The organism is Bacillus sp. GMa5/1 (assembly GCF_050172015.1).
Lineage (GTDB): Bacteria > Bacillota > Bacilli > Bacillales > Bacillaceae_G > Bacillus_A > Bacillus_A cereus.
In genome coordinates, this window is the sequence record NZ_JBNLYC010000128.1 from 1 (window position 1) to 12,164 (window position 12,164).

The window sequence follows — 12,164 nt, forward strand, 5'->3', positions numbered from 1 at the left end:
ATCTCAGTAATATATGCTGACGTAATCAACAGATTCAGCATTTAAATATAGTTAGAAGAAAGAGAGGAGAAAATTATTTCTCCTCTCTTTTGTATTTCTACAATTTCTTATTTTAATAAATCCAATGTATGTAAAAGTAATCCTTTGTTCCCTACTTCTCCATGACCAGGCACTACTGCATTTATATTTCTATATCGCTTCAGCACATTCTCAATTGATGTAGACCATTCATTTACATAAGCATCCGCAACGTTTCCTAAATCTTTCGCGGACGTAGATTTCACTAAACAGCCTCCAACTAAAATATTGTATTGCGGTAACCATACGACAATATTATCTTCTGTATGCCCTTTCCCTGGATAAAATGTTTCTACTTTCATATTTCCAAACTTCAAATTTGTAACGGTTTGTAAATCTCCAAGCGGTTCTTCATATCCATTTTTCTTTGCTAGTTCTGCAGTTAATGCTGTACTATGCGCTTTAATGCCTCTTTCTTTCAACGTTTTTATTCCGCCAATTCGATCAGCGTGCGCATGTGTAATAATGACATCCGTTACGCGCTTCTGAAATTTCTTTTCTACCATTTCTATTAGTTCCTTCGTTAATTTGTCATCCCAAGAAGAATCCACAAGTACTAACCCTTTAGAAGTATTAAGAACTAGACCGTTCGAAGGAACTGCTTCTCCATTAAAAGAACCTAACTCCGTATGAACCCATACATTCTTGTTTAACTGAGATATTGAAATGGTTCCCGTCTCATTTTTTATTACTGTTTTCTCTACCTTTTGTGATGCTTGTACAGAAGAAATTGTGCTAACAAATTGAATTGTTCCTAGTAAACCTACACATAATCCTACTTTTAACAACGTATTCTTTTTCATGTTATCAACCCTTTCTTTCAAGCTAAATAGTTATTACCTATATTAGACAATTCATCTCAAATGTTTGTTCCATATAATTGGACACTTTATTATCGCCCCTTATGTAAATACACGCATGGCGCAGTGAAAAAGATCACCCAAATGGATGATCTTTTTTATAATTTATCAACATATTGCTTCGCTTCTAGTAAGGAAAAACCAAAAGCTTCTCTTACTCTCTTAACTGCTGTAACTTTTTTGCCTTCTTCTACAAGCTGGCGTAGTTCTTTATTAATTTCAGGTTCTCTTTCTACAATTCTCATTTCTTTCGTAATTAATTGTAATCTATCTTCAATTCTCTTTAAATGCGCATCATTTTTCTTTTCAATTGTAGCTAATTTTTCAGCGATATAAATGAAACCAAAGGCTAATATCAGTATAACCATCCAGAATTCCATGAATGTTCCCCCTTACTAACTTTCATTTATTTTATTTCACTAACTTATGTAAATTTTACCACAGGACACATTTACTGTATAATACCACTATATCAAACTGTTAATACAACCTATTATTTTAGGGGGACGCTTTATGAAAAGATTTTTAAATACGTTACTTCAATTTGTAGTTCTTTCAATCGTGCTACATTTATTATTTGATATAGTTGGTTGGCTTGTTCTCAATGCAACAATTAAAAACAAACAAATCATCATTTCTTTAATAACAATCTCATGGGTTATGTACATGTACCGAGACAAATTTTTTCAAAAGTTCACTTCAAACTAACTAAAAAAGAAAACACTTCATTGGTGAATTACGAAGTGTTTTCTTTTTTTTACTACTGTATAATAAAAATAATATTCTGTCTTTAAAGAAAGGAGTCACCATGAACTTAAAAATTAGCAATATATACGAGAAAATGAACCAATATTCCGTTGCAGGTTTAAGCCTCGCTGTTATACGTAATGGCAAACTAGATGAAGCGACTGCCTTTGGAACACTTGAAGCTGGAACAACTAGAGCTGTTACTACAAATTCTCTCTTTAATTCTTGCTCTATCAGCAAATTCATCACTACAATGCTCGTACTAACATTATCAGAGCAAGGTATCGTATATTTAGATGAAGACGTAAATGATAAACTCACATCTTGGAACATTCCTACCAATCTATTTACTTCACAAAAAAGTATCACTTTGAGAAACTTATTAAGCCATCAATCTGGACTCATTGATCCACCTAATAGTTTTGAACATTATACACCTGCAAAAGGATTACCTAATATGTCTGAACTCCTTTCCGGTAAAACACTATATTGCCCCGTATCTATAGAAGTAGCTTATAAACCAGAAAGTGAATTTCATTACTCGGACGCAAACTTTTGTATAATCGAGCTACTACTAGAAGATATTACAGGAAAATCATTTAATCAGTTATTAGAAGAACATATCTTCCAGCCACTACAAATGAAAAATAGTACACTTTTCTCTCCAAAAGACATAGATAAAACCGATGTTTTTGCTTGCGGACATAATAAAGATAGAACTGTAACAAATGAGAGATTTCCATTTTATCCATTCGCAGCTGCTTCAGGCATTTGGACAACACCAACTGACTTATCAGCTTTAGTCATTGAAATCATTCATTCCTTACAAGGAAAGGGCAAACTAAAACTTTCTCAAAAATTTGTACTAGACATGATTTCTCCTCAAGGTTGCTCAAAATGGACTGGATTAGGTGTTTTTCTTGATGATTCTAATGAAGAATTACAGGTTTATTCACTCGGATGGGGCGTCGGATTTCAATGTATGATGGTTTGTTATCCATACTGCGGGAATGGTGCTGTTATTATGACCAATTCCGATTTAGGTGTTCATCAAATGGAAGGGATCATTGGTGAGGTTGTAAAAACGTTATCCTTATAATGAAAATAAAGAAGCTGTTCCTTCCAGCTTCTTTATCTATATAACATTTTTCGCAACAATTTTTATATGTTCTGGTGCGATAATTTCCGTTATACTTTCTTGGAAATCTTCCCGCAACATTTCTTCCAAATGTTCTAACTGCACTTCAACATGAGTGCATTCTAAATTATGTATATTTAACAGTGCATAATGATCTTTTTTCTTAATTACTAAATATTGATTTTCCTCTGTCACAAGTACAGAACCTAATCGGACTCCTAATAAGCGTTGATCATCAAACTTCATAATTACTTCTCCTTCCCTCATATAAACAAAACTACAATGAAAATAATTACATTTATGAAAAAAAACGCTTATTTAGACTATATCATAATTTACTAAAATAGAAATATCTTTTTCTGTTTTAATAAAAATCCCTATTTTTTCATATATTTCGATACAAAAAAACTTTCTCAACATTAAATTTTAATTTTCAGTTTTTAACCCCGTAAAAATCTATTATAATAAAGTTAATAAATGTTTGACCTCTCCTAATTCATGTACATATGGATGATCAGTAGTTATCGCTACTGATCTATTTTTTTGATTTCAGAAAGCAAATATGCTGCATCCTTTCCTACACCACAAATAAGTGCAGAACCCCTTTGAGATTGCCACGGCAATCCGATATAATACAATCCTTTTACTGGACTGATTCCCTTTATATGATTAGGAAATCCTTTCTCATTCACTGCTTGTTCAATTTCAATCCAATTATAATTTTGAACAAAACCAGTTGACCATATAACGCTTTCTGCACTATAAGTATCACCATTCTGAAACATGATGTTATTTCCTGATGCACTTACTACTTTTTCTTGCAGTTTAATTGCTCTATTCCGAATAAGTTTCTTACCCTCCAAACCGAAAATAGGGTCCTTTCTCTTCTGAAACCATCTTCCCCTCTTTGTATTTATTTCAGCGTACAATAAACCCACTTTTTCTAGCAGATTAAAAATACTTTTTCCAAAAAGTTGTAACGGTAAAAACGTTAAAGGATGACTAATAGACAACATAACTTCATGCGTTTTTGCAAGTTCTACTGCTATTTGCATTCCTGAATTTCCGCCACCTACTATAAGTACCTTCCCCTGTGGAATTTGCGGTGATGATTTATATTGTGATGAATGTATTTGAAAAATATGTGATGATAGATTTGCTGAAACTGAGGGAATAAATAGTTGCTGAAAACCACCTGATGCAATAATAACTTTTTTCGTTTGTAAAATTTCTGTAGGAGTATGTAATTCAAATATTTCTTTTTCTTTCTTTATTTTTAGAACTTCCGTTTGTAATTGTACCGGTAATTGAAAATGTTTTGCATATTCTTCTAAATAAGTTGCAATTTCATCTTTACATGGAAATTCATTTTTTTCACCTATTAACGCCATACCCGGCAAGCTACTGTAAGACCTTGGGGTAAAAAGCTGCAAAGAATCATATCGATTTCTCCATGAATCCCCAATTCGGTTTCCTGCCTCAAGTAATAAAAAATTATATCCTTCTTGCTTCAAGTAATATCCCATTGTTAATCCAGCTTGACCCGCTCCAATAATAATTAGGTCTTTCATTCTAATCCCTCCTCCCTTTACATATGAATACTTGTTCATATATTCATACGTTTCCATAATCATAACATTTTATTTTTATATAATTCAATATCTACTCAAAATAAAAAAGAGCAGTTTACCATAAAGTAAACTCCCCTTCATTCTATCTTCCCAGTCTTTAGCGCCTGTGCCCAGTCATATCTTTCTTGTTGAACAGCCAATCCAGCAGCTTCTTCCCAATTATAAGGAACTGAAATTTGTTCAATTGTCCATTCTCCCAAAACCTTTTCTATCACTACATATTTTGCATGCGGAGTTCCTGATTCCATTTTATGCATAACAGGTAACTCATCTTTGTATGCTGGAAGTCCTACACTTCCTGGATTTATAATGATCTTTCCGTTCGCTAAATAAATAACTCTAGGAATATGTGTATGACCACATACTATTATTTTTTGTTCTATATTTTGGAGTTGATCCATTATATTTTTTTCATTCTTTAATATTGCACCATTCTCATTCATCTCTTCTAACAAATACACTTCATCTGAAGTTGGCGTACCGTGACAACATAACATATCGTCTACAATAAATTGTGAAGGATGTTGTTTTAACCAACCTATATGATAATTTGTTAATTGATTTTGAACAAAAGTTAGTGTAGCAGATTGCTCTTGTATAGGTTCCCAAAGCATGCGATCACAATTGCCTTTAATATGTATCATCTCGCTACTCATTAATATTTCAATTGTCTCTAAAGACTCTAACGGCCCATACACACTATCTCCTAGATTTATTATCATTTCGACCTTGCGACGTGTAATATCTTTTAATACCGATTTTAAAGCGTGACTATTTCCGTGGATATCTGAAATTATAGCTATTTTCATCTTAATCCCTACTTTAATATATTATTTATAAACATCTGCAGCCAATTCCCTCAAAACTTCTACATTCACTACTTCAAAACAACCATTGTTTTTCTTGATTATATTTTTATCACAAAAGAGATTCAAAGTACGTAATAAATGCCGATAACTCGTTCCTAACAACTCCGCTATTTCCGTTAAATTCCCACTAAACACAATTCTATTTTCATGCTGAACTGCTCGTTCTCCTGCTGCTAACATGTAACTCGCAAGTCTATTTTCAAGCGGATACAATAAATTAATTGTACTGTTTTTGGAAAGTCGGTTTAATTTATGTGCCAATGATTCACAAATACATCTTAAAAATTTTGCATCATGAAATAGCTTATTTCTCACCTTTCCTAAAGGTAAACCCACACAATACGAATCTGCCATCACTTGTACGTTTGAAGTGATTCTTTGAGAATGAATTAACTCCACATCTCCAAGTAACTGCAAACTATCATAAAAACACAGTAATACGGATTTCCCATTACTTAATGTGTTAAACGCTTTCGCTTTTCCTTCAACAAAGAAATATAAATAATCTATCTCTTCATTTTCTCTACAAATAAACTCATTCTTTTTAAAAAATATAAGTTCCATATATGGCTTCATATCATGACTAAAAAATGAATCAATATTATTTTGCTTTATATACTCTGCTAATTTAATAGAATTACATACTTTCTTCATAGTTCCCCACCTTTACAACTCATCCCCATTGTAATCAAAATTTTCTTCTTCCACTATGACATATGTCATAACAATACACAATTTCAGCATGATACAGTCATTACAAATATGAAATATAAAGGGGATATTACATTGTATAACTTTCTTTCTGTCTTTATTGGTGTGCTCATCGCCGTTATGCTTCCATTGAATGGAATTTTATCCGAGTTAATTGGGAAGTATACAGCAAGCGTTGTCATTCACCTTGTCGGTTTAATTGCAGTTATTTTCGTTTTAATCTTAAACAAACATAAAATTCATTTCGATAAAGGTATTCCGCTTTTTTTATATAGCGCTGGAGCGATTGGAGTATTCACTGTTCTTTTTAATAATATAAGTTTCTCCGTCCTTGGTGCCTCTATTACGATCGCATTAAGTTTACTCGGCCAATCCATTGCTTCCATCATTATCGATCATTTCGGCTTATTAGGAATGAAAGTTGCAAAGTTTGAAAAGAAAAAACTAGTTGGATTAGCATTCATCTCTTCTGGGATTATTATCATGACAATTTATTAATGGGGGCAAAAATATGTTATATATTACTATCGCTATTTTAGCTGGTGTTTCTATCGTCGTTGCTAGAATTATTAACGCGAATTTAGCAAAGGAAATTGGAAACTGGGAAGGCACGTTTTTCAATTATATTACTGGATTATTTTTCTCTATGTTATTTTTAATTTTCAGTTCAGATTCATTGTATATCCCTATTCATACGTTGCAATCTATTCCTATCGCCGTGTACTTAGGCGGATTAGTAGGCGTTATCGTTATTTCATTATCCAACTATATTACTCCTAAAATATCAGCCTTTTATTTAACATTACTCATCTTTATCGGACAATTATTTGCGGGGACTATTATTGATTTCTTCCTGACAAATGAACTCTCGATCGGGAAAGTTATCGGTGGCATTTTCGTATTAATTGGGCTCACTTACAATTTACTCATAGATCGCCCGATAAAAACTGTGAAGCATAACCAAGTTCAACTATAATACTTTACGCTTACCTATCATATATTAATAGAAAAGCTCTTCACACGAAGTAATAGAGAGGAGAAAATCCTATTAAAAAAATTATTTTATTGCTAGGTAGCGTATTGATTATTTGTGGAATTGTATGGTTTATAAACTCGGGAAAATCTATTCAAGATCTCTATACTGCAAACAAACCGAAAAAGAAAGCTACTATTATTTCAAGTTCGCGAGATCCAAATGAGCCTCCTGTTTTTTTAGGTAAACAGGAAATAAAAGATATACATGTAGAATCAATTAAAACAAAAAAGGATATCTTTCTCACAAAAACAGGTGAATTAAAAACGTTTATTAACAGTATGAATACCGCAAAAAAAGGCAAATTAACATTGGATGAAGAAGGATCAGATTTAATAGATTGTGATATGTGGATTACTTTCGAGGATGGAACTTATAAAAAATATTTCATATGGATAGTTGATCATCACAGCAGCGAAGTGATGATTGCGCAGCAAGATACTCCTGATGATGTAAACCTTACGTACTATCAGTTAAACGAAGATAGTTCACAAAAAGTTTATAATTTATTTAAAAAAATTATTTAAACGAAAAAGTCATGAGCACGCGAACTCATGACTTTTTTGCACTATATATATTCCGGGAACACTCTACAACCCTTTTCCTGCTCTATATCATGACCAAAGAAAATAATTGGTTTCTCTTTTTTCACAACTTCTTTTAAACGTTTAATTGAAGATAAAGCTAATTCTGGATCAAATCCTGCGAACGGCACTTCATCTTCAAAATTATCTTTCGTGTATGATGCATCAATCGTTAATAAAACTGAACCAGATTGCTCCGTCTCAATGAATAGCGACTGATGGCCTGGAGAATGACCTGGCGTATACAATAATTGAACACCTGGTACCACTTCATAATCCCCTTCAATAATTTTGTAGTTCAAATGCGGTAATATACATTCTTTCATATATTCTTCTCTATGAAGTGCTGCCTCATATTCCGTTCGCTGCACAATAATCGGTGTATTTGTAAAAGCACCGTTTCCTCCTGCATGATCAAAATGTAAGTGAGAGCTAATAATATATAAAAGGTCGTCTGGCTCATACCCTACACGCTTTAATATAGTCACGATTCTATCTTCTTCAGTCATTTTCGGTAAAATCTGTCCTTCAACAAATGTACCGTTAAAAAGCCCTTCATTATTAACTGCACTTTCTGGCATACCTGTGTCTACTAAAATAGGACCTTCTTCCGTCTCCAAAAGATAACACCACACCGGCAAGTTTAATAGTTTTCCCGGTGTTAACGTACTGTTAACAGACGAATGATCCAACATGCAACGACCTGCTGGGATGAAATAAAGTTTCTTTACTGTCATTATGTATCCACCTTTACATTTAGTTTTGGATAAAGTAATACATTAAAAAATTCTTCTTTTTAGAAATAAACTCCTTCTAGACTATCAGTGCAGCTTGCATAAAAAAGAGGGTATTTTTTTACATAGCAGTATTTCACCAACTATAATATAGAAGTAAAGGATTCTTACTTTAAATGAAACATTAACACCGATTAACGCTGAAAACTAAAAAAAGCACATGCACTACTTGAAAGCGGGCACACCATTGGGAAAATCGTATTAGAGAAATTTTAATCATGATAGTGATAGGTAGTATGTGAAATTATATTAACGATTTTTCGAATATATCTATCATAACGTACAATATATCAACGATTCGACAAGGTATATCGATTTATCGACAAATAACAACAATAAGAAAAGGCTGTTCCAGATGAACAGCCTCTTCTTTATTTACTTGAAATCTCTTTATTATTTTGAACGTCTAACGGAGCTCGCTTTCCTATTCCGAAAGCATAGAAACTAATTGTAACGATAGCTAAGAAAATAATACCTACAACTAATGAAATGCGTGTATCATCGTTAAACCACATTCCGATTAATACCATAATTAAAAAGGCAATTGTTAAATAGTTTGTTACAGGAGCAAATGGCATTTTGAACGGATGATCTTTCATCTCTGCTCCCTTTTCTTTCCTAAAACGAATTTGACTAATTAAAATGACGAACCATGGTACCATACCAGGAAGTACACTCGCACTATATACATATACGAATAAGTTTTTCGGTGCGATATAACTTAAAACAACACCAACCGCTAAACCGATAATTACACCAACTGTACCGAATAAAGGTACACCATTTCCAGAAAGTTTCGTGAAATATTTCGGTGCTTGTCCATTTACACCTAACGTATACAGCATACGTCCAGCACTATAAATACCACTATTACAACCAGACATTGCTGCTGTAATAACAACGAAGTTAATAAGGCCAGCTGCTGCCGTAATACCAACCTTCGCAAAAGTTGCTACGAACGGGCTACCAATTGTACTTAATTGATCCCACGGATACACAGTTACAATAACGAAAATAGCACCGATGTAGAAAATTAAAATACGCCAAATTGTACTTTGAATCGCTCTTGTAAGTGTCTTCTTTGGATCCTTTGCTTCACCAGCAGTAATACCGATTAATTCCACACCTTGATACGCTCCAACTACAAGTGATAATGCAAAGAAGAATCCTGAAAAACCACCTGTAAAGAAACCGCCATTTGACCAAAGATTAGATATGCCAATCGCTTCTCCGCCGTTACCAATTCCGAAGAAAATAAGGCCAAATCCTGCAATAATCATTAATAGAATCGTAACGATTTTAATCATCGCAAACCAAAATTCAAATTCACCAAATGACTTAACAGAAATTAAGTTAGCTGCACCAAGAATAACCATTGCAATTATACCTGGTATCCAAGCTGGTAAATCCGGGAACCAATATTGCATATACGCTCCAACCGCGATAATTTCTGACATCCCAACGATAACCCACTGGAACCAGTTACTCCACGCTGTCATATAACCAGCTAGTGGATGAATATACTTATGACCGAATGTCGCAAATGAGCCTGTACTTGGCTCCATATACAACATTTCTCCCATGGCACGCATGATGAAGAAGATGAAAATACCTGCAATTGCATAAGCAAGCATTACTGACGGACCTGTCCATTTAATTGTGCTGGCTGATCCCATAAACAAACCAACACCAATCGTTCCGCCTAAAGCAATCATTTGAATATGACGTGCTTCTAAACCTCTTTTCAATTCTTTGTTTGCCACTTCACTTCCCCCTCTTAGATGATTCATAGCCGCATTTTAACACAAGATGCTTTCCCCTAATTCCTTTCGGCCCTGAAAATGATGAAGCAAACGTCATTTTACACTAGCTTTAAAGCTATCCTAAAATCGTTTTGTGCTCCTAATAAAATTCTCAAAACCTTTCATCTTCCAATATTCTATAAATCTTAAAATTACTTACCTTATATTAATTCATTAATCTGAAAAATTCAATTATTTTTTCAATAAATTATTATACATAAGTCTGATTAATTTTTAACTAAATTAACAATAAAATACATCTATTCAATATGATTCCGGCATGTATATTATTACAATATAAATAACCGAGGAGATGCTATCTTCCTCGGTTTCATATCTCAAATACTTCAACCTTTATAGTTGATAACGTAATTTCCCACACATTCGATTCATATACCAATAAGAAATTTAATATATTAATAAACTACTAACTTCTTTACCCCAGCCAAATTTTGAGGCAGAAACCTTTCTGCCTCAAAACAACGGGATAAAATATAAAAGAGTCTCATTAAAAAATGAGACTCTTTTACAATTTCATATTTAAATCGATTTCGAAGTTTGCTTACCAAAGATAAATACCCTAGTAAACACTGCCATTATAACTACAATAACTAGAAAATAAAGTGGCATCACCAGTAACGAGCCCGTATGCAATTGACTCATTCCCCAAATTGTCATCGTTACAATTACATAGTATCCTAAGCTAAACAACGCTCCAGCTGTACCAATGACATCTTGAAAATCTACTAACGCTAAACTTAAACAATTAGGTAACGCTACTCCAATTCCTAATAGCAATATAAACATCGCTATTAAAAATACAACCATATATATTACATTCGGATTTGATCCCACAAACGTAATAACAGATAAAAGGATAGCTCCTCCTGTCATTACAAGACAACCGATATATATAATTTTCTCTGGTTTATAAGTAGCAAGTAAACGTTTTGAAATTTTCGCTCCAACAATAGAAGCAGACGCTACAACAATTCCTAGAAAGCCATACATACTAGGCGATAACTGAAAGTATTCAATAAAGATAAACGGCGCTTCTGCATAATAGCTAAATAAAACACCATTTGCTCCTCCAATTAATAGCCCATACGTTACCACTTTTGGATTTGTAATTAACCTCTTCAAGACTGAAAATACATTTATTTTATTCGTTACTGAGCCCGTTTTTGTTTCAGGAAGAGAAACAAACGTATACAGAAAAATACCGATACTCATAACTACTAAACTTAAAAATACTATTTTAAATCCAAACATTTGATCAAGAAAGCCACCAATTAACGGTCCTATCGCTGGTGTAAAAGCAATGACTGCCGAGATTTGAGCAAACATAACATGCCTCTTATGCCCTTCTGCACTTTCACGAAGAATCGTTTGCGTCACAACTGATCCTGCACTTGCTCCAAACGCTTGAATAAAACGACTTACCAATAAAACTTCAATGGAATTTGCAATAAAGCACAAGAAACTCCCAGCGCCGTATACAACAATTCCAAATAACATTGCCCAGCGACGGCCAATTATATCTGATAGCCATCCAATAAAAAATACACCTAAAGCAAATCCAGCAAAATACACACTAAGCGTTAACTGCACCTCATTATTACTTACATGTAACGCCTTTGAAATGTCAGGTAAAGACGGTGTGTAAATCGTTTCACTAATTTGCGGAAATGCGACAAGAATAATCATTAACAAAAGTGATGGTACTGAGACTTTTTTCATTTTTCATACCCTCCTATAACTTTGAAAATCTCAGAAGTAAAAAGACTTTCCTAAGCTACGGAACAGGAGGGGCCATTATAGAAATCCGGTCATAAAACAACAAAGAAAACACCTCAATTACGTATGTTAATACTTATAGGAGGGTAATATTAACATTGATTTTTAAATATACTTTTT

The 12,164-nt window shown here is 33.4% G+C and carries 14 protein-coding genes and 1 pseudogene; 6 read left to right on the forward strand and 9 right to left on the reverse strand.

Annotation, left to right across the window (positions count from 1 at the left end):
* Positions 1-107: 107 nt before the first annotated feature.
* Both bla2 and ACQGSG_RS21905 read right to left on the reverse strand, forming a co-directional pair.
* Positions 108-881: a BcII family subclass B1 metallo-beta-lactamase gene (gene bla2 / locus ACQGSG_RS21900; protein ID WP_000742469.1), complete on the reverse strand. Its 774-nt coding sequence runs from the start codon at positions 879-881 to the stop codon at positions 108-110.
* A gap of 155 nt (positions 882-1,036) precedes the next feature.
* On the reverse strand, positions 1,037-1,318 hold the full coding sequence (locus ACQGSG_RS21905; RefSeq protein WP_098869841.1) for a hypothetical protein: 282 nt from the start codon (positions 1,316-1,318) through the stop codon (positions 1,037-1,039).
* Positions 1,319-1,451: 133 nt separating this feature from the next.
* Between ACQGSG_RS21905 and ACQGSG_RS21910 the strand changes: the two genes are divergently transcribed.
* Complete coding sequence (locus ACQGSG_RS21910) at positions 1,452-1,646, forward strand: hypothetical protein (RefSeq protein WP_025117965.1); 195 nt, start codon at positions 1,452-1,454, stop codon at positions 1,644-1,646.
* A gap of 100 nt (positions 1,647-1,746) precedes the next feature.
* Positions 1,747-2,784 (forward strand): serine hydrolase domain-containing protein, encoded by a 1,038-nt coding sequence (locus tag ACQGSG_RS21915; RefSeq protein WP_048568276.1) that lies wholly within the window; start codon positions 1,747-1,749, stop codon positions 2,782-2,784.
* Positions 2,785-2,820: 36 nt separating this feature from the next.
* On the opposite strand, the gene ACQGSG_RS21920 is transcribed toward ACQGSG_RS21915, so the two are convergent.
* From ACQGSG_RS21920 to yeiL, 4 genes are all read right to left on the reverse strand, one after another.
* Positions 2,821-3,069, reverse strand: a complete 249-nt coding sequence (locus tag ACQGSG_RS21920) for a hypothetical protein (RefSeq protein ID WP_000666948.1) — start codon at positions 3,067-3,069, stop codon at positions 2,821-2,823.
* Between the two features lie 281 nt (positions 3,070-3,350).
* A complete protein-coding gene (locus ACQGSG_RS21925) occupies positions 3,351-4,394 on the reverse strand; it encodes an NAD(P)/FAD-dependent oxidoreductase (protein WP_325842449.1) in 1,044 nt (347 codons plus the stop codon).
* A gap of 137 nt (positions 4,395-4,531) precedes the next feature.
* Positions 4,532-5,263, reverse strand: a complete 732-nt coding sequence (locus ACQGSG_RS21930; protein WP_325842450.1) for a metallophosphoesterase family protein — start codon at positions 5,261-5,263, stop codon at positions 4,532-4,534.
* A gap of 21 nt (positions 5,264-5,284) precedes the next feature.
* Positions 5,285-5,977, reverse strand: a complete 693-nt coding sequence (yeiL, locus tag ACQGSG_RS21935) for a transcriptional regulator YeiL (RefSeq protein WP_098381870.1) — start codon at positions 5,975-5,977, stop codon at positions 5,285-5,287.
* Between the two features lie 108 nt (positions 5,978-6,085).
* Here yeiL and ACQGSG_RS21940 point away from each other — a divergent pair, with 108 nt between their 5' ends.
* From ACQGSG_RS21940 to ACQGSG_RS21950, 3 genes are all read left to right on the forward strand, one after another.
* Positions 6,086-6,532, forward strand: a complete 447-nt coding sequence (locus ACQGSG_RS21940) for a DMT family transporter (RefSeq protein ID WP_002041571.1) — start codon at positions 6,086-6,088, stop codon at positions 6,530-6,532.
* A gap of 13 nt (positions 6,533-6,545) precedes the next feature.
* A complete protein-coding gene (locus ACQGSG_RS21945) occupies positions 6,546-7,010 on the forward strand; it encodes a DMT family transporter (RefSeq protein ID WP_000965812.1) in 465 nt (154 codons plus the stop codon).
* Between the two features lie 89 nt (positions 7,011-7,099).
* Entirely contained in the window at positions 7,100-7,594 is a 495-nt protein-coding gene (locus tag ACQGSG_RS21950) for a hypothetical protein (RefSeq protein WP_142329162.1), read from the forward strand.
* A gap of 41 nt (positions 7,595-7,635) precedes the next feature.
* Here the strand turns inward: ACQGSG_RS21950 and aiiA are convergent, their stop codons facing one another.
* Positions 7,636-8,388: a quorum-quenching N-acyl homoserine lactonase AiiA gene (gene aiiA / locus ACQGSG_RS21955; protein WP_000216595.1), complete on the reverse strand. Its 753-nt coding sequence runs from the start codon at positions 8,386-8,388 to the stop codon at positions 7,636-7,638.
* Between the two features lie 166 nt (positions 8,389-8,554).
* Here aiiA and ACQGSG_RS21960 point away from each other — a divergent pair.
* Positions 8,555-8,661 (forward strand): annotated as a pseudogene (locus tag ACQGSG_RS21960) (zinc-binding alcohol dehydrogenase family protein); the annotation flags it as partial.
* A gap of 155 nt (positions 8,662-8,816) precedes the next feature.
* Here ACQGSG_RS21960 and ACQGSG_RS21965 read toward each other — a convergent pair.
* Both ACQGSG_RS21965 and ACQGSG_RS21970 read right to left on the reverse strand, forming a co-directional pair.
* Entirely contained in the window at positions 8,817-10,208 is a 1,392-nt protein-coding gene (locus tag ACQGSG_RS21965; protein ID WP_001284405.1) for an amino acid permease, read from the reverse strand.
* A 579-nt stretch (positions 10,209-10,787) separates the two neighbouring features.
* A complete protein-coding gene (locus ACQGSG_RS21970; RefSeq protein WP_000758000.1) occupies positions 10,788-11,987 on the reverse strand; it encodes a multidrug effflux MFS transporter in 1,200 nt (399 codons plus the stop codon).
* Positions 11,988-12,164: the final 177 nt, after the last annotated feature.